Genomic DNA, 17,925 nt, shown 5'->3' on the forward strand with positions numbered 1-17,925 from the left:
CAGTACGGCATCACCTATATCCGGTTCTACCGCGACCAAACCGAGCCCGAGTACCAGAAGCGCGTCACGGGGACGTCGATCTACGTCGTCGTCGGTATCGCGGCAGTCGTCGCGCTGGCGCTGGTCCTCCTGCAAAAGCCACTGGCCGGCCTGCTGTTCGACACTGCGGACTCGTCGCACTACATCGCGCTGGCCGGGCTGCGCTATTTGCTCGAAATGGCCTTCGTTGTACCATTCCTCTACTTTCAGGCGACCGAGCAACCCGGCAAATACGTTGCCATCTCGGCCACGCGCCTGGCCCTGACGCTCAGCCTGAACATTCTGTTCTTGACCATGATGGATGACAAAGTGGCGGCAGTGCTGTGGGCGCAGATCGTCAGCGCCGGTGTCTTTGTGCTCAGCGTAGGCGTCGCGGTCTTCTGGCGGTCGGTCCGCCGGATTCATTGGCCGCTGGCGAAGGAGATTCTCAAGTTCACCTGGTCGTTTTCGATCCTCGGTCTGTTCACCTTCATTATCTTCAGTGGCGACCGTTTTGTCATCAACGAGTATTGCGGGAGCGGGGAAGTCGGTATTTACTCCGCCGGTTACCGGATCGCGCAAATTCTCAGCGTCTTGATCTTCAGTCCGGTGTTACGTGCCTGGAGCCCACGCATCGTTGATACCCTGCGCTCTCCCGAAGGTCCGCGTCAATTGGCGCAATTGACGACGTTCACGATGGTGGCCTATGCCGCTTGCGGCGTCGTGTTCAGCGTCTATGCCCGCGAACTGGTCGGCATCATCGTTGGCCCAACTTACTTCGCCTGCTACACCATTGTGCCGATTCTGGTGCTCGGTCACGGTTTCCAAGGGTTCGGCAGTCTGGTCGATGGCGGCATCTACTATAGCAAGAAGACCTATATCAAGAACTGGCATGCGCTCACCACCGCCGTCAGCATCGCCTTCTACTTTCTGCTGATTCCGCACTTCTGCAAATTGGGCGCCGCTTGGGCATCAACCCTCGGCTTCCTGTTCCTGGCGGTGCTGAACTGGTACCTTTCGATTCGCGTCTACCCGATGAAATTCGAACTTGGCAAGCTCGCCCGGTTGACTCTGCTCAGTATCGCCGTCTATCTGGCGGCCTACGGCATCGAATCCTACGAGGCAACCCACTTGGCGCTGTCGAGTGTCGCGCTCAAACTGATTAGCCCGTGGCTCTACCTGTTAACCATCGGATTGGTCAAATTGCTGTTGTTGCCGGCGTTCGTTGGCGGAGTCTTTGCCCTGCGCATTCTTGGCGCGGAGGATTGGCAACGTCTTCGCCGCATGGCCGACGAACTTCTGCGCAAACGGCCGGCGAAACCGGAACCAACAACGACTTCCGACCCCGAAATCGGATACTGAATGTCCGCGATTTCAGCCGGTTCTAACCGTCGCAACTCGATTCCTGACTAACAAAATGCTAAAAACTTCGCATTTGCTCTTGACACCCGCGGATGGTAGTGCTAAATTCTTAGCAGATAAACGTCGACAATCTGCATGGGGAAGCGCGAGAACATACGGTCATGTCGAAACGATTGATTCAGGAACTGAGCCGGCGCGAGCGACAGATCATGGATGTTGTCTATCAACGCGGGGAAATCTCGGCCGCCGAGATTCAGGCAGCGATACCTGATCCGCCAGGCTATTCGGCCGTGCGGGCGCTGCTTACGCTTCTGATCAAGAAGGGACATTTGCGCCACCGCAAGGACGGCCGGCGTTACTTGTACTCCCCGGTCGTCAGCCGCGAGCGCGTCAAGCGCACGATGCTCGGACGGGTTGTTGAGACGTTCTTCGGCAACTCAGTGGAGAATGTCGTGGCCACCTTGATCGACATGTCGGCGACACGGATGACGGAGGACGAACTGAAGCGACTGCAGCGCTTGATCAACGAGCATCGCCGCGAGGGCGGGAAGAAATGAACAACCTCATCGTAGTCCTGGGATGGCTGGCGAGCGGCGATGTGATCTGGCCGCTGGTGGGTCTTGCTGTGAAATGCGGGTTCATCTCGGTGCTGGCACTGGCCGTTGCGCGACTGATCAATTCCGCGCTGCCGCAGATTCGCAATCTGGTTCTGCGGCTGGGACTCCTGCTGACCGTGGTCATCCCGCTGACTGCGACGGCCGTTGCGCTCTGGCAGTATTGGCGGCCGGAGTCATCACCGATTCTTTGGCAGATTGTCTTGCCGCCGGTCGAAGTGTTAGGCGCCGCCGCGATCGCTGGCGGGACACCAGTGCCGACGTGGTCCTATTGGCCGCTGCTTCCGCAGGCGATCCTGGCCGGGGGAATTGGGTTCGCATTGACGCGCATCATCATTAGCATCGTGATGACGCGCCGATTGATCCGTCGGGCGCTCCACAACGATTCGTCCGCCCTCCGGTCGGCGCTTGAACGCTGTGCGAGACGGATCGACGTGCGGAGCAAGGTTCGCGCGGCATTCTCCTCCGAGATCGCAATTCCCTTTGCCGCCGGATTGCGGAATCCAACGATCATCCTGCCCGACGCGGCACGGCTTTGGCCGGTGAAGGAACTGGCGATGGTGGTCAGCCATGAGTTGCTGCACCTCCATCGTCGCGACCATCTTTCGGTTGTGCTTGGGTCGATTGCCGTGGCCGTCAACTGGTACAATCCGCTCGTCTGGCTGATGCGCCGCCAAATGTTGCTGGAGGCCGAGCGCTGCTGCGACGACGGTGTACTCGGTACCGGCGTCAACGCGACCGACTACGCCAATCTGCTGGTCTCGCTAGCTCGCATCAGTGCGCCACCGCGTGCGATCGTGGCATTTGGCTCACAAATTCTGGGGGCAAAGCAATTGGAGGAACGAATCATGTCAATCTTACAGGCGCGCGCCCGGTCGCTTCGGAACCTGACGCCGCTGCTCCGACTGACCGCCGTCGCAATCTGCCTACTGCTGTTGCCGTTGGCAGCGATCCAGTTGGTCGGCGCCGACAAACCGGCTACCACTCCGGCAAAATCGACTGCGGCTGACAGCTCCGACTGGCCGTCGCCGGGTGAATTTGTCGAAGTCACAGACCAGCCGATCAAGATCAAGGACGTTCTGCCGGTATATCCCGATTCCGCCCGCAGAGTTGGTTTAGAGGGAAATGTCTGGGTCAAGGCGCTGATCGACACATCCGGATCGGTAGTCAAAGCCATGGTTCTGAAGACTTCAGGACACAAGTGCTTTGATGATTCGGCATTAGACGCAACCAGGCAGACAGTTTGGAAGCCGGCAACTCTTGACGGGAAACCGACGCCAATTTGGGTCTCATACGAGATCCGCTTCAAGCTCGGCGATAAGAAGAAGCCATAAGCGTGCACCAACAAACACGGTCGGGAGCATCCTCCCGACCGTGTCGCTTCTCAAATCAGAGCCCTCTCAGACTACTTCTTCTCAAGAAGCAGCTTCTCGAATTCGTCGACCAATTCACCGAAAGTCTTAATGGTGTTCGCAAACGGCTCGGTCGTTGTCATATCGACACCGGCTTTCTTGAGGATATTCACCGGATAGTCGGATGAACCGGTCTTGATAAATTCCATGTAAGCCGCTGCCGCTTTCTTATCGCCCGCCAAAATCTTGCGCGACAGCATCTGCGAAGCCGCATAGCTGGTGGCGTACTGATAGACGTAGTACTGGCGATAGAAGTGGCTGATGCGCAGTCCGCCGAGGTCGCGGTTCTCCGGGATAAACAAATCGGGGCCATAGTATTTCTGATAGACCTCGCGGTAGATCTTGCGCAGTCCGTCTGCCGACAGCGCGCCGCCCGACTCGACGATCTCGTGAATCTTCAACTCGAATTCCGAGAACCAGATCTGCGTGTAGAACGTGCCGATGATCTGATCGATGTAGTAGTTCAACAAGTACAGCTTCTCGTTCCGATCCTTGGTCTTCGACAGCATGTACTTGATCATGATTGCCTCATTGCAGGTTGAGGCAACCTCGGCCGTGAAGAGCGAATGTCCCGCATAAATGTACGGCTCGTGCTGGTACGAATAGTAGTTGTGCATCATGTGCCCCATCTCGTGGGCGAGCGTGAATACATCGCCGAGCGTGCCGGAGAAGTTGAGCAGCATCACGGGATGCACCGAGTAGGTGCCCCAGGTGTAAGCCCCGCTGCCCTTGGCCTGCGTCTCGTAAACGTCGATCCAGCGCGAATCGAGCGCCTTCTGCACGTTCGCCAGATATTCCTTCCCGAGCGGCTGCAAACCCTTGAGCATATACTCACGCGCTTGCTCGTACGTGAAGGTCATCTTGCTCTGCGGCACCAGCGGCACCGACAGGTCGAAGCCAAACAGCGTATCGACGCCGAGTGCTTCCTTACGCAGCCGCATATATTTGTGCAACGGCGCGAGGTTCTCGCTGGCGGCCTTGATCAGACTGTGGAACACGTCGACCGGAATCGAATCGCCGTCCAAGCCGCGTTCCAGACACGAATTGTAGCCGCGCGTCTTGGTGTAGAAGACATCGCCGTTGACCGAGGCCGACAGCGTTGCCGCCAGGCCGTTTTTATAGCCCAAATAGGTTTCGTTGTACGCGTTACTCGCCGCCCGGCGCACGTCGCGATTGGTCGACTCGAGAATCTGACCGTAGCGCCCCTTCGTCAACTGCACTTCGTTGCCGTTTTCATCCTTGATGGCGGGGAACTTGATATCGGCGTCATCGAGCATCGTGAAGATCCGGCTCGGCGCGGCGGTCACCGGCGCAGCCAGCGCCAGGACTTCTTCGACTTCCTGCGAGCGGATATGCGCCTTGCGGCGGAGAATGTCGGCCAGATAGAAACGGTAGATGGCCAAGCTCGTGTTGTCGAGGAAGCTCTTGAGGGTTGCCTCCGGGATCGTCAGAATCTCCGGCTCGATGAAGGCGGTCACTTGCCCGATGTCGGAGTAAAGCATCCGGGCCCGCTCGCTCATCTCCTGATACTTGCCGACGCGGTTGTCTTCGTCCGCTTTGAGATTGGCATACACGTACAGCCGGTGCGCGACGATGCCGAGAGTATCGTTCAGCATCATGCAGGCCGCCAACTTTTCCGCCGATTCGCCCAGTTTACCCTGGTACTGGGTGATCTCGTTGACGCGTCCCTTCAAAGCCGTCAAACCGGCTTCCCACGCCTCATCGGAGGGATAGAAATCGGCGAGATTCCATTTGTATTTGTCTTCGATCTGGTCCCGGGTTGGGGCTTCCTTTACCTGGGCGATGCCGCGGGCGGGCAGGAGAATCGCCGCCAGAAGCATTAGCGCCAACAAGCCGAGCATTTTGCGATGCATCATGTGAACTCACTCCTCGAAAGTTGTGTTGACCAAATGGTCGATCTTAGCAGAAAGATAGATAATCAGGATTACGTTCGGATGCAAGGAGAGTTTCGCGAACTGCTGTGAGAACTCCGGGATTGTCCGATAATCCAAACAGTAGACTCTTCAGTGGAGACGGAGAGGGAAAGTCGAATTGAAGCTATTGAGGAATCTGGCACGAACAATCGTTGCCCATCCCTACTTGCAGCGGAGCGAAAATCTCGGCGGCTACCGCGGTATCGTCCTGTGGTGGGAATCGCGACGTGTGCCGTATAATCTTGCAGTCGGGATAACCGGACTGCTGAGTGCGTTCATCTGCTGGGGATGCGCCTCGCTGGTGGAAGTGAGCGGCAAATTTGAAGAAAGCTTGTTTCCTGACCCGCCGCTCTTCGTCATCTTTTTCGTCGTCTTGTACGCCGTCGGGGCGAATGTCTGCTACACCGCCGGCTGGATTGTCGAGTGTCTACTGTACGCAGCCGGGCGCAAGGATGACCCCTTTTTCGGCCCGCTCACGTTTGCCTTAGGCACTACTTTTTCGCTGCTGCTGACATTGGCGCCGGCAATCTTGTTGATCGGGGCGGCACTTGTGATTCTCGCCAAACCCTGATCAGCCTCGTTCTTTCTCCTTCATCTCGCGGGCGATTTCCGCCAGAGTGTGATCGGGGATCGCGGTCCAGGTCTCGACCTGGAACGTTCCCGATGCACTGCCGATCATGGCAACTTTGGCCGCCGTGTGTTCATCCGGCGCTTCGTAAATGTCCATGAAATCGTAGCCGCCGAGGAGAGCGTAATGTGCGACGAAGCGCGCTTCCGGTACTAACTCCTTGGCCTTATCGACCCAGGCGCGCCCGACCTTGTCGCCTTCGCGCATCCGGGAGGCCAATTCGATCAGGCTGGGTCCCTGGACGCGAAGCCGGCTCATAAGTACATAGGTCTTCATGGTTTCCCTCCGTCGAAAGGGTGTCGGTCAAATCCCAAATCAGGTCAAGCGTAGACACTGCGGCCAACCCCGAACGCACGGATCCCCCCTCAGTCTTCCCTTCGCCCATGCCCCACTTTGGTCAGGATTCGACCGCAATAGTCGCTACTTCTGTCTACGTAGAATATAATCAGGAGTTCGTAAAATGCCAGTCTTCTTTTTGTGCTGACCGCAAAGGCAGGAAGGACTTAGGGCTTTGCCGGCAAATTAGTTGCCGCGTTTGATGCGGACTCGCCGCGAGACCGTCTTGTCCTCAGCTGTCACTTTCACGAAATACACACCGTCAGGAGCGCTGCTGATGTCAACCGGCAGCATCGTCTCCTTGATGTCCGTGTAGACGGCATCAAGGACGATCTGATCGCCGGCCTCGTTGACGATGACGACCTTGATCGAAGTCGGCTCGTTGAAGAATAGATCGAGCTCAAAAGTCCCCTGATTGCGCGGTGGAAACGGCGCCACAATTGGAAGTTCGGCGCTGACATCTGGCGACGGAGCACCTTCGGCCACCCTGAACCAGTAGTTGATTTCGCTACCAAAGTCCGAGCCAAATGCTTTGAGCAGATGACCCTTGAAGTCGAGGAGACGCACGAAACCGTAACCGCCTTCGGGATTGAACCAAAAATCAAGACCGTCACCGGCGGAGTCAGACACGATCAGCTGATAGCAACCCGGCCTCAAATTGAGTGTGTCACGATAGTTGGTGTACGCCGTTAAGGAACCGGCTCGGCGCTCGCGCACACTCGTGCCGTCGGAGTTGAGCAGACGATAACCGGTCTGCGCCGAGTCGCCATTCGTGCGCAGTGACAGGATCATCGGACCACCGTAGATCGTCGTCGCCGGCACAAGCGAGATACCCTCGTTGTCCGCCGGGTATTCATCGGCCCTGCCATTGGGATCGCTCAATCGAACGATGAACTTGTTTTCCTGGTTGGGGCTGATAATTCCGGGCAGTTCGATCGTGTCCAACTGCTGCGGCGCCAGCTTGCCGATCCATTGGTGCGACTCCGGCGGCGGTACGCCGTGGCCGTATCTGACGGTCATTGATCGCAAAATTTCGCTGCCGTTGTTCTTGACCACGATCACCGGATTGGCGCAGGCGGGATTGAGCCGCGAGGTCTCATCGCGATCGCTCGGGATCACGATTTCCTCCAGCGACACATCGTTTTGCGCCCACGGCTCGGCGTAATATATCACGTAACTGTAAATATAGTAGTTGGCGGTCGGCTGGCTTGTGTTGGCGTAGGGTTCCATCTCAATCGCCAGCGAGCGCGGGGCGCGATCGGTAACCGGCACATCATAGACATCCGGAAAAACGACCGACCCCGGGCACCAGTTGGCGCGATCGAAGATCCAGGTTCCGGATTGCGGATAGAGCGGATTCAAACCACATCGCCGCCAGATCATCCGCTCGTTAAATAGCGAGTCATCCACGAACACCCAGCGCAATTTGCTGCAAAACTCCGCGCAGTTCTCCTTATCGTCCATGCCGTGACCGGTCTGGTGAATCCGCAGCCGTGCCAACGCAGATTGGCTCGGCGGCATGATGTTTATCGGCGTCAAACGACTTTCAATCGGCTGTGCGGTATCGCCGTAGGGAAACGAGCCGCACCAAAGCGTGTCGATCCCCAGCGGTTTCATTGCCGGGCGACCCTCCGTGATTGCGAAATCAACCGTGACCACCCAGCCGCGGTCGGAATTGCTTTCATAGCCGGTGTGAAGGAATTCTACTTCGACCGAGTCCTGCAGGAGCAAGCCGAAATCGGTGATATCGGAATGCCAGGTAAACGACCAGGTCGAGTCGAAGCGCCAGCCGTAGGGCGTGATCAAACGAGCAATCTCGATGTTGCGCGTCGGCGCGCTCTGGCCGCCAGTCCGCCGCAGAATTACGGCGTCGATGTAGTCCCACTCACCGCAGTGAAGTCCGTCCGGGCAACGGTAGGTAATCTGCAAATCGACCTTGCGGTAATCCGTTCCCGCCGACGGAAATACTGCCCAACTGGGATAGGCGTTCTTACCGGTAGTCGGGTCGGTCTTGATGATAGTGTTGTCATGGGACACGACATGCTTGAGCTGACCCGCCGCAGCTGCAGCACAGAGCGCCAGCGCGAAGGCAGCAACGACAAAAAACTGCTCGATCTTCATGCCCAAGGGATATGTAAATCCGACTTGTTTGGCAACAATAGAAGCGGCGCTGCTGGCGAATTAACGCCAGCGGCGTGGACGTTGCTTTCGTGGCCGGCGGCCGCTTCGCGGAACGGCCGCTTGCGCCGATGAAGACTCTGCTTCGGCAGCAGCAGGTTCGCGTGGCCAGCGCCGATCCACCGGTCGGGGGCTGCGGCGTGGAGGACGACTCGGCCGTGACTCCGGTACCTGCGCCGGCTCGACCCGCGGCCGTTCCGGCGGTAACGCCGGCAGTTTTGCCACCGGCAACGCCGTGCGAATCAATTGCTCGATCCGCTTGATTTCACCGCGCTGATCAAACGCAGCGAATGAGACCGCGCGTCCCGCCCGTCCAGCGCGCCCAGTCCTGCCGATGCGGTGAACATAGTCCTCTGAATTGGAGGGCAGATCATAGTTGACTACCAGTTCGATGCCGGTGACGTCAATCCCGCGTGCAGCGATGTCGGTCGCCACCAGGATCCGGTACTTGCCGAACTTAAAGCCTTCGAGCGCCTCGCGCCGCTGCGACAAACTACGATTGGAGTGCAGTTCCGCCGCCTTGTGCCCCATCATGCGCACCTGGCGGTTCAGTTTGCGTGCGGCATGTTTGGTGCGCGTGAAGATCAGCACCGGGCCATTATACTGTTGCAGGAGCACTTCCAGCAGGCGGCTCTTGGCCGGGCGGTCAACGAAGAATACCTCCTGGGTAACCTTCTCGGCTGCCGTGCCGGGCCGCGCAATTTCGACATGCACCGGCAATTCCATGTGCTTCTGCGCAATCGCGACGATCTCCTTCGGCATCGTCGCTGAGAATAGCATCGTCTGTCGTGATCGCGGAATTGTCGCCAGGATTTTGTTGATCTGGGGCGCGAACCCCATGTCGAGCATGCGGTCGGCCTCATCCAACACGAGAATTTCGATATCCGCGAGACTAACGGTCTTCTGTTCCAGGTGATCGATTAAGCGGCCGGGGGTAGCGATGATGATCCGCGGCTTACGCCCGAGCGCTTGCTGCTGCGCGTGCATCGGTGCGCCGCCGATCAGCACGGCCGTCCGCAGTCCCAGCGTACGCCCGACCGCCTGCAGCATTTCATCAACCTGCACCGCCAGTTCACGCGTCGGCAGTATCACCAAACCGCGCCCCTTCAACTGCGCCAGGCGCTGCATCATCGGAATGCCGAATGCCAGCGTCTTGCCGGTGCCGGTCTGGGCGATCGCAATGAGGTCCTTGCCGTCGATCGCGACCGGTATCGACCGCCTCTGAATCGGTGTCGGTTCCGTAAACTTAAGACGCCGAATTGCGTCGAGTAGGCCCGGGGCAATGCCGAGGCCGGTGAAGCCGTTACCGGCTGTCTTCGAACTCATAGTTCCTTTCTGAAAAATACAATTCTGGTCGAGTCAGCAGACGCGACACTGGAATACGCGCCTGAGATCAATGCTGTGAGCCGATTGATGGGGCGAAAGCGTAATCGCAGATGCAATAGACCGGATCAGCCACGGCAAGTCAAGCGAATTCGCGCGGACAGTCGGCAACTTCTATGAGCGACGTCCGTATCGATGATTAGCATTGACTTGAAGGCCGATCACCGGTACGATAGTCAGGGAGCCGCATCCAACGAATGTCAGAGAACCGTCTCGCAATCGCCACGTATGCCGAATCACAAGCGGAACTGTGCTGTGCGCTACGCCTGATTCACAGCTTGCGCCGTTTCGGCGGTCGATTGAATGGGTCACCCGTTTCGATTTGCGTACCGCGTGAGTTGTTCGCACGGGCAGCCGCAGGTGAGATAGCCGATGCCGCGGCGCAGATTCTTCCAGTAGACTTACCGCCGTCGCATCGTTGGCTCTTGTACTCCGGCAAGGTCTATGCGGCAGCGGCTGCCGAAGCAAGCGCCGGCAGCGATGCGCCTCTGGCATGGCTCGATTGCGACACCATCGTCCTGGACGAACCGCGCGAATTCCTTCTGCCGCCCGGCTTCGCGTTGGCCTTCCGACCCGTGATGCACAACCGCTCCGGCTCGCTTTATGACCTGCCGCCCAACGCCTACTGGACTCGCATCTATGACCTGCTCGACCTTGACGATGACTTGCTCTTCCCAATGCTCAGTCAGGCTGACGAACAGAAGATCCGGGCCTATTTTCAAGCGGGGAGTCTGGTCGTCAATCCGGCCGCCGGAATCCTGCAGGGCTGGCCGGAAGCATTCGAGCAATTGGCGCGCGATCCGGTGTTGAACGAGATGTGCCGGGTCGATCGGACGCTCAATGTCTTTCTCCATCAAGCCGCTCTGGTTGGCGCTGTGCTTCATGGCGTGCGGGGCAAAGTCATGATCGAACTCTCGGAGAAGTACAGCTACCCGGTATTCTTCGAGCGCCAGTACGGTGGCAACCGGCACTTTGAAGACATATCAGACGTCGCAACCTTGCGTTGCGTCGTCTCGTTCAAATCATTGGGCCCGAATTGGCCGCAGGAGCTTGTCGGTTCGGCTGACAAAATTGCGTGGTTGCGTCAGCACCTTGAGACGACTGAGTAAGGACACTTGTCTCGAAGCGTTCAGCAGACATGCAACTCCCATCGAAACCTGGATTGAGTGAAGGAGATTGATTGATGAAGCTCACGATTGGCATGATAGTAGGAGCGGCGACGATGTGTTGTCTGGCGATGGCACAGGGGCGACATTCGGATCCATACGAGATTTTGAACCGGCACTTTGCTGCCAGCGGCGGTCTGGAGCGGCTCAAGGCCGAGCGCGGACAATACATCGAGGGCACGCTGGCGCTCGCCGGTTTGAACGGGTCGATCAAAGTCTGGACGCAAAAACCATACTCGCAACGCTCCGAGGTTGATTTGCGCGTGCTCAAGGTCACGCAGGGCGAGAGCGAAAAAGGGCAGTGGGTGCTCGACTCCAATGGCAAGTTACAGCAGATCACGAATCTCGATGAAGCGGCATTGAAGCGCCGCGAAGTCAAACGTCGGATGGGCGACTACGAATTTGCCGATCTGAAATCAACGACCTTCGCTGTGACTTTGCTGGGTGTTGAACCGCTGGACAGCAGCGAGTGCTATGTCATCAAAATCACCAATAACATCAATGGCGACACGCAGACCAACTACATCGACACCAAAGACTTTTTGTTGCGGAAGAGTGTTTCAATTGAAGGCGAAAGCAGCAATGAATCTTACTACTCCGACTATCGCGAAGTCGCCGGACTCAAGGTCGCATTTTTCACCCGCCAGATTTCTCTGGAAACCGGCCAGGAACAAGAGTTGACAATCACCAGGTACGAATCGAATCCCCGGGTAGATCCTTCTCTCTTTGAACCGCCGGCTCAGGCCGCGGCGGACTTTCGATTTGCAGCCGGGAATTCTGCCGAGAACATTCCATTCAAGTTCCGCGGCAATCACTTGTATATTCCGGTCGTGGTTGCCGGTCAGCAGCGTTGGTGGGTGCTGGATACCGGCGCCGCCATGTCGGTGATCGACCGTGGCTTTGCCGACGACTTGGCGCTGACTATCGAAGGCGACATGAAGGGCAAAGCTGCCAACAGCACGGTTGACGTGCAGTTTGCCCGCCTACCTGCGTACAGCATCAAAGGAATCGAGTTTAATGAACAGACCGTCGCTGTCATCGATATGACCGAACTCAATCGTTTGCTGGATATCGAAAGCGTTGGCATTCTCGGTTTCGACTTTCTGTCACGCTTCGTCACCAAAGTTGACTACGCCAATGAAACCGTCTCCTTTTACGATCCAGCCGCATTCGAATACAACGGCAACGGTCGGGAGGTTGACGTCCACATGAAGAACAGCGTGTTTATGGCATCGGCGGTGTTGGACGGAAGTTACAGCGGCACCTGGCTGATCGATCTGGGAGCTTCCTCCGTCTCCCTCAACGGCATCTACGCCTTGCGCGGTGGCTTGACCCAGCGGCCTGGTGTGGAGCGATTGGGACGCGGTGCCGGTTCTTCATACGTGGCGACCATGGTGCGCTGCGACAGCCTCCGCTTCGCCAGTTTCACCATTAACCGCCCGGTCGTTAGCTTCTCGACGACAAACCTCGATTCGCTCTTGGTTCCGGATGAACTCGGTATAATTGGCAATACCATCTTTCGCCACTTCGTGCTCTACGTCGACTACGCCGCCGAGCGCATGATCGTCGAGCCGGGTCGAGACTTCGGCAGAGATTTTCCCGAAGACCGGTCCGGTCTGCAGATCGCCCGTGCGGCCGGAGGTGCCGTCGAAGTCGTCTTCGTTGCCCCACGAACGCCTTCAGCGCAGGCAGGCTTCCAGAAGGGCGACCTGATCAAGTCGATTGACGGGACGGCAACCGGGAAGATTGGCGGGCTGTCGGAGATTCGCGGCATGTTCATGGCGGCGCCGGACACGGCCTACCGCATCGTCGTGGAACGCAACGGCGGCGATCGCGAACTGACCCTGACGCTGGCCGACCTGCTTTGAGAACTTGACGGCGAGGGGCCTCGACCGGCACGGCGATTCTCCTCGGCAAGCTTTCGCATTGACGAACGGGTCGCCGGAAGTATACCTTGCGGCATGACTGCACCGGTATCTCCTGACTGCATCCGCGGCGCGATTTTTGCCGCGATTCGGATCGTCAATCAACTCCTGCCCTCGTCGGGACGACTGGCGGAATCGGAGGAGCAGCCTCTGGTCGGTGCGCGCGGCGCCTTGGACTCGCTGCAATTCGTCAACTTCGTCGTCGCGGTTGAGCAGCAGCTTACTTCCGACTGTGGCATCAATCTTGTCCTCACCGATGCCGATGTCTTGGCCAATCAAGAGCAGATCTTCGCAACCGTCGGCTCGCTCATGCGCTACGTTCAAGCACAGACCGCGGGAGTTTAGCTTGGATCAGCACAGTCGCCGCACCATTCTGATCTCCGACTTTAACCTGAGTAACCTGGCCTCACTCTTGTCGATCACTGCCGATGCGGCGGCGATGCCGACCACCTTGGCGCCTTTCGGCCAGGTATACCAGACGTTGCGAGATGCCCATCTCGAGTGTTGGCAGACACCGTACGATCTCGCCGTTGTCTGGACGCGACCACAAGGTGTGATCGAAGCCTTTGCCGCGCTGTTGCGCGGTGAAACGACGGACAGTGCTCGCATTCTCTCTCAGGTTGATGAATTCGCCGAGGCCGTGTTGGCGCTGCAGGGACACGTCGGCGCCGTGCTGATCCCCTCGTGGGTCGCTGCCGAATACGATGCTCCGACCGGTATCCGTGCTTTCGCCGGAGCGACTGGACTGAGTGCACTATTGATGCGGATGAATCTGCGTCTGGCCGAGAAGGTGAGCAGCCAGTCAAACTTCTATGTTCTGGACACGGGGCGCTGGATTCAAACCGCCGGCCGCGGTGCCTTCAGTCCCAAACTCTGGTATCTGGCGAAGATCCCGTTCGCGCAGGAAGTGCTGGCGGAAGCTGCCGTTAGTATCACGGCGGCGGCGGATGCGCTGGCCGGCCGTTCGCGCAAGCTTATCGTGACCGACCTCGACAACACGCTCTGGGGCGGCATTGTCGGCGATCTGGGCTGGGAGAAACTGACGTTGGGCGGCCATGATCCTACCGGCGAAGCCTATCAGGACTTCCAGGCCGCTCTCAAGTCGCTCAAGAGCCGCGGCGTGCTTCTGGCGATCGTCAGCAAGAATGAGGAGACCGCGGCGCTGGCTGCGATTGACCGGCATCCGGAAATGATCCTGCGGCGCGATGATTTCATCACCTGGCGGATCAACTGGGACGACAAGGCCGCGAATCTTGTCAGCCTTGCCACGGAACTCAACCTCGGCCTGCAGTCAATCGTCTTTCTCGATGATAGCGCCGTCGAGCGCGCTCGGGTGCGTGAGACTCTTCCGGAAGTCCTCGTACCGGAACTTCCTGAGGATAAGCTCCTTTATCGCCAAACACTGATGGAGCTGCGCTGTTTCGACCAACCGTCGCTGAGCGAAGAAGACCTGCGCCGCACCGACTTGTATCGTGGCGAACAACAGCGCGCGCAACTGCTCGAGCAGGTCGGCTCGTTCGAGCACTGGCTTGAAACCCTGCAGACGGTCGTTGTCGTCGAAGACCTCAAATCGGTGAACCTGAGCCGGACAGTGCAGTTGCTCAACAAGACCAACCAAATGAATCTCACGACGCGTCGCCTCACCGAGACCGAACTGCTTGGCTGGCTCAATTCCCCCAATCGTTCGCTGAAGACATTGCGCGTGACGGACAAGTTCGGCGACTCAGGGCTGACGGGGATTATCAGTTGGGAATGCGCCGCCGATCAACTGCAGATTATCGACTTCGTCCTCAGTTGCCGCGTGATGGGGCGCAAAGTCGAAGAGACGATGCTGCATCTTGCCGTGGCAGCGGCGCGCTATGACAATCTTCGCGCAGTGACCCTCAACTACCTCAAGACGGAGAAGAATTCACCTTGCCTGAAATTCCTGCAGCGCTCGGGGCTCTCAGTAGCCAGTGACGGTGCGACGTTCAGTTGGGAGTGCTCCGCCGTGTATCCCCAGCCGGCCGGGATCAAGATCGAAAGGGGTTGAAAGGAATCATGGCAGACTTTGAGCGCATACGCTGGCCGGAGGGCAAGGACTTCGCCTTCACCGTCTTCGACGACACCGACCTGGTAACACTGGCCAATACAAAACCGGTCTACGATTTCTGCCTCGGTCTCGGCATGAAATTCACCAAGTCAGTCTGGCCGCTGCGCGGAGCGGCGGTGCCGCGGGTCGGAGGTCTGACCTGTGAGGATCAGGAGTATCTCGCCTGGACGCGCCAACTCCAGAGCGCCGGCGTCGAGATCGGCTATCATCTCGCCACCTATCATACTTCCACCCGCAGAGAGTCTGAGCACGGCTTGGAGCGCTTCCGCGAGCTATACGGAAGCTATCCACTTTCGATGGCAAATCACACGGGCTGTGATGAAAGCATCTACTGGGGCAGCGCCCGCCTGAGCGGCATTAATCGGACGGTCTACAACTTGCTGACTCGGCGGCGCCGACATGGCCGCTATTTCGGCCATGTTCCTGATCATCCGCTCTTCTGGGGCGATCTCTGCAAGGCGCGCATCAAGTACGTGCGCAACTTCGTGACCGGCGAAATCAACACGCTCAAATTTTGCCCGTCCATGCCGTATCACGATCCCGACCGACCGTTCGTCAACTACTGGTTTTCTGCCTCCGAGGGTCCGGAAGTCAAAGCTTTTGTCCGCTGTATCTCTGAGCACAACCAGGATCGCCTGGAAGCCGAAGGCGGCGCGTGTATCATGTACACCCACTTTGCCTGTGGCTTCGTTGCCGATGACAAACTGCACCCGCGCTTCGAACAACTGATGACGCGCCTGGCGCGCAAGAACGGCTGGTTCGTGCCTGTGGCGACGCTGCTCGATTATCTGTTGGAGCAACGCGGTCATCGCGACATTACGCGGCCGGAACGGGCACAACTGGAGCGCCGCTGGCTGGGCACCAAGCTCTTTACCGGCACGAGCTAATCAAAGCAAGCACGCAATGGGCATCACAATCATCCCTTACACGCAAGACTGGGTACCGGCCGTAGTCGCTTTCAATGTCCGATTGCAGGCCGGTGGGATGAACGTGCGCTTTCCGGAGACGCCCACGCCGGCGTGGTTGCCCAGACTCCCGGGGCGATCACTGTATCAGGAATATTTTCTGGCCGTCAGCGGCGATGCTGTACGCGGAGCCTACATCCTCAAATCGCAGGAGTTTGTACTGCGGGGAGACGTGGTAACTGTCGGCAATTTCCAATTACCGATATCCGAAGGTGCGGTCGATAAGGCGTTTGCCGCAGTCGGCTTGCAGCTGCTGAGCGATGCCCTGCGTCGGCAGCCGTTGCTCTATTCACTCGGTATCGGTGGCTCTCAGGAGCCGCTCACCCGGCTCCTGCGTGCCGTAGGCTGGAGCATTTCACCAGTACCGTTTGTCGCTCGCGTCCATCACCCCGTGCGGTTCTTGCGAGAGATCACGTATCTGCGGAAGACCTCCGCCCGCCGTGCGCTGCTCGATACCCTGGCAATTTCCGGCTTGGGCGCAGTCGGAATCCGGCTGGGTCAGGCGCTGGCGACGCGATCGCGGCGCTTGGTTCGCGATGTAACCGCCGTACGCGTATCGAACTTCGAAACCTGGGCTGATGCGCTTTGGCATGATGTCAACGTGCAATACTCTCTGGCGGCGACTCGCAGCTCGGCCGTGTTGAACATTCTCTATCCGGCCGCCAATCAGCGGTTCATCATTCTCAAGATCAGTGTCGGTCAGAAGCCGGTTGGCTGGGCGGTCTTGTTGGCGACGCCGTTGTCGGAGCACAGACATTTCGGCAAAATGAAGCTCGGCTCAATCGTTGATAATCTGGCACTGCCCGGTTATGAGGCTGCGGTAGCTGCGGCTGCAACGGATTGGCTGGAACAGGAAGACGTTGACTTGATCGTGTCAAACCAGGCCTACGCAAAATGGGTTGCGGCGGTCAAGCAGCGCGGCTACCTTCAGGGACCTTCAAATTTCCTGCTTGCGATCTCGAAAGCGTTAACGGAGCGATTAGCGCCCCTGGCGCAACATTGGCCGGGAATCCATATGAACCGCGGCGACGGCGATGGCCCGATTCATTTGTGAGCGCTGACTCCCGGAAACCAACGGTAGGCGGCTGTTATTAAACTGGGCGGTACTGGACTCGAACCAGTGACCCTCTGCGTGTAAGGCAGATGCTCTAACCAACTGAGCTAACCGCCCAATAACGTAAGCGGCGAGAGAAGAAGCGGCGGCGGGATGAACATGTCAAGCACTCTCTCGCAGGTCAATCCGCTACGGCGCGCCGAAGACGTCGGTACTCAGATACTTCAACCCGGAATCAATCATCAGTGTTATGACGCTGGCGGCGGGGCCCAATCGTCGACCGACCTGAATGGCGGCCAGGACATTCGCTCCCGACGAAGTGCCGGCAAACAAACCCTCTTCGTGCGCCAGTCGTCGTGCCATTGATTTGGCATCGTCCGTCTTGACGGCAACAACCTCATCAACCAGACTGGGCTCCCAGAGCGGCGGCATGTAGCCGATTCCCACTCCTTCGATCTTGTGCGGTCCCGGCTGCTCTCCGGACAAAACTGCTGACTCGCCCGGCTCGACGGCTACAATCCTGACCCTCGGCTCCAGTTCTTTCAAAACTGTCGCAACTCCGCGCAGCGAGGCGGCAGTTCCGACGCATTGCACGAAGGCATCAATGCGACCACCCGTGTGATGCAAGATCTCCATGGCCAACGCATAGTAACCGCTGATGCTGTCGGCATTCTTGAGCTGATCAGTCCAGAAGGTTCGCGGTTCCCGACTCATTGCCCGCGCGGCCTCGATCATATCGAGAATCAATTTCTTCGTCGTCAGTCCGCCCTCGCTCGGCACCAAAGTCAGTTCGGCGCCCAGCGCGGCCATATGCTTGAGCTTGTCTCGACTAAACGCGTCCGACGAGACGATTCTCAG

Annotated in this window: 15 protein-coding genes and 1 tRNA gene; 10 read left to right on the top strand and 6 right to left on the bottom strand. The window is 58.2% G+C overall.

What is annotated here, in order from left to right:
• The 3 genes from IT585_14715 to IT585_14725 form a co-directional block, all read left to right on the top strand.
• Positions 1 to 1,380 (top strand): polysaccharide biosynthesis protein (locus IT585_14715; GenBank protein MCC6964502.1); only part of this gene is annotated, 1,380 nt, incomplete at its 5' end.
• Between the two features lie 161 nt (positions 1,381 to 1,541).
• The gene (locus tag IT585_14720) at positions 1,542 to 1,937 is read left to right on the top strand and encodes a BlaI/MecI/CopY family transcriptional regulator (GenBank protein ID MCC6964503.1); all 396 of its coding nucleotides are present in this window, start codon (positions 1,542 to 1,544) and stop codon (positions 1,935 to 1,937) included.
• Positions 1,934 to 3,328 carry a M56 family metallopeptidase gene (locus IT585_14725; protein ID MCC6964504.1) on the top strand — a complete coding sequence of 465 codons (1,395 nt, stop codon included), beginning with the start codon at positions 1,934 to 1,936 and terminating at the stop codon, positions 3,326 to 3,328. Before IT585_14720 ends, IT585_14725 begins: the two co-directional genes overlap by 4 nt.
• Positions 3,329 to 3,399: 71 nt before the next feature.
• Here IT585_14725 and pepF read toward each other — a convergent pair whose 3' ends face one another.
• The gene (pepF, locus tag IT585_14730; GenBank protein MCC6964505.1) at positions 3,400 to 5,283 is read right to left on the bottom strand and encodes an oligoendopeptidase F; all 1,884 of its coding nucleotides are present in this window, start codon (positions 5,281 to 5,283) and stop codon (positions 3,400 to 3,402) included.
• Positions 5,284 to 5,458: 175 nt separating this feature from the next.
• Here pepF and IT585_14735 point away from each other — a divergent pair, with 175 nt between their 5' ends.
• Complete coding sequence (locus IT585_14735; GenBank protein MCC6964506.1) at positions 5,459 to 5,911, top strand: hypothetical protein; 453 nt, start codon at positions 5,459 to 5,461, stop codon at positions 5,909 to 5,911.
• On the opposite strand, the gene IT585_14740 is transcribed toward IT585_14735, so the two are convergent.
• The 3 genes from IT585_14740 to IT585_14750 form a co-directional block, all read right to left on the bottom strand.
• Positions 5,912 to 6,244, bottom strand: a complete 333-nt coding sequence (locus IT585_14740) for a GYD domain-containing protein (GenBank protein MCC6964507.1) — start codon at positions 6,242 to 6,244, stop codon at positions 5,912 to 5,914.
• A 246-nt stretch (positions 6,245 to 6,490) separates the two neighbouring features.
• Positions 6,491 to 8,431 (bottom strand): T9SS type A sorting domain-containing protein, encoded by a 1,941-nt coding sequence (locus IT585_14745; GenBank protein MCC6964508.1) that lies wholly within the window; start codon positions 8,429 to 8,431, stop codon positions 6,491 to 6,493.
• 54 nt (positions 8,432 to 8,485) lie between these two features.
• Complete coding sequence (locus IT585_14750) at positions 8,486 to 9,808, bottom strand: DEAD/DEAH box helicase (GenBank protein ID MCC6964509.1); 1,323 nt, start codon at positions 9,806 to 9,808, stop codon at positions 8,486 to 8,488.
• A gap of 254 nt (positions 9,809 to 10,062) precedes the next feature.
• Here IT585_14750 and IT585_14755 point away from each other — a divergent pair, with 254 nt between their 5' ends.
• The 6 genes from IT585_14755 to IT585_14780 all read left to right on the top strand — a co-directional run bounded on the left by IT585_14755 (position 10,063) and on the right by IT585_14780 (position 17,067).
• Complete coding sequence (locus IT585_14755; GenBank protein MCC6964510.1) at positions 10,063 to 10,974, top strand: hypothetical protein; 912 nt, start codon at positions 10,063 to 10,065, stop codon at positions 10,972 to 10,974.
• Between the two features lie 74 nt (positions 10,975 to 11,048).
• A complete protein-coding gene (locus IT585_14760) occupies positions 11,049 to 12,899 on the top strand; it encodes an aspartyl protease family protein (GenBank protein ID MCC6964511.1) in 1,851 nt (616 codons plus the stop codon).
• Between the two features lie 93 nt (positions 12,900 to 12,992).
• Positions 12,993 to 13,301, top strand: a complete 309-nt coding sequence (locus tag IT585_14765) for an acyl carrier protein (GenBank protein ID MCC6964512.1) — start codon at positions 12,993 to 12,995, stop codon at positions 13,299 to 13,301.
• Between the two features lies 1 nt (position 13,302).
• On the top strand, positions 13,303 to 14,988 hold the full coding sequence (locus IT585_14770; GenBank protein ID MCC6964513.1) for an HAD-IIIC family phosphatase: 1,686 nt from the start codon (positions 13,303 to 13,305) through the stop codon (positions 14,986 to 14,988).
• A gap of 8 nt (positions 14,989 to 14,996) precedes the next feature.
• The gene (locus IT585_14775) at positions 14,997 to 15,935 is read left to right on the top strand and encodes a hypothetical protein (protein ID MCC6964514.1); all 939 of its coding nucleotides are present in this window, start codon (positions 14,997 to 14,999) and stop codon (positions 15,933 to 15,935) included.
• A gap of 16 nt (positions 15,936 to 15,951) precedes the next feature.
• On the top strand, positions 15,952 to 17,067 hold the full coding sequence (locus IT585_14780) for a hypothetical protein (GenBank protein MCC6964515.1): 1,116 nt from the start codon (positions 15,952 to 15,954) through the stop codon (positions 17,065 to 17,067).
• A 43-nt stretch (positions 17,068 to 17,110) separates the two neighbouring features.
• On the opposite strand, the gene IT585_14785 is transcribed toward IT585_14780, so the two are convergent.
• Together IT585_14785 and IT585_14790 are read right to left on the bottom strand one after the other, a co-directional pair.
• A tRNA-Val gene (locus tag IT585_14785) sits at positions 17,111 to 17,184 on the bottom strand.
• A 72-nt stretch (positions 17,185 to 17,256) separates the two neighbouring features.
• On the bottom strand, positions 17,257 to 17,925 hold a 669-nt coding region (locus IT585_14790; protein MCC6964516.1), incomplete at its 5' end, for a pyridoxal-phosphate dependent enzyme.

The organism is Candidatus Zixiibacteriota bacterium, assembly GCA_020853795.1.
In the GTDB taxonomy this organism is placed as follows: domain Bacteria; phylum Zixibacteria; class MSB-5A5; order CAIYYT01; family CAIYYT01; genus JADJGC01.

What these genes read in the sequence shown, in the direction of transcription:
- IT585_14720 (MCC6964503.1), top strand. Translation starts at nt 1,542, where the DNA reads ATGTCGAAACGATTGATTCAGGAACTGAGCCGGCGCGAGCGACAGATC.
- IT585_14740 (MCC6964507.1), bottom strand. Translation starts at nt 6,244, where the DNA reads ATGAAGACCTATGTACTTATGAGCCGGCTTCGCGTCCAGGGACCCAGC.
- IT585_14765 (MCC6964512.1), top strand. Translation starts at nt 12,993, where the DNA reads ATGACTGCACCGGTATCTCCTGACTGCATCCGCGGCGCGATTTTTGCC.
- IT585_14775 (MCC6964514.1), top strand. Translation starts at nt 14,997, where the DNA reads ATGGCAGACTTTGAGCGCATACGCTGGCCGGAGGGCAAGGACTTCGCC.
- IT585_14755 (MCC6964510.1), top strand. Translation starts at nt 10,063, where the DNA reads ATGTCAGAGAACCGTCTCGCAATCGCCACGTATGCCGAATCACAAGCG.
- IT585_14750 (MCC6964509.1), bottom strand. Translation starts at nt 9,808, where the DNA reads ATGAGTTCGAAGACAGCCGGTAACGGCTTCACCGGCCTCGGCATTGCC.
- IT585_14725 (MCC6964504.1), top strand. Translation starts at nt 1,934, where the DNA reads ATGAACAACCTCATCGTAGTCCTGGGATGGCTGGCGAGCGGCGATGTG.
- IT585_14780 (MCC6964515.1), top strand. Translation starts at nt 15,952, where the DNA reads ATGGGCATCACAATCATCCCTTACACGCAAGACTGGGTACCGGCCGTA.
- pepF (MCC6964505.1), bottom strand. Translation starts at nt 5,283, where the DNA reads ATGATGCATCGCAAAATGCTCGGCTTGTTGGCGCTAATGCTTCTGGCG.
- IT585_14760 (MCC6964511.1), top strand. Translation starts at nt 11,049, where the DNA reads ATGAAGCTCACGATTGGCATGATAGTAGGAGCGGCGACGATGTGTTGT.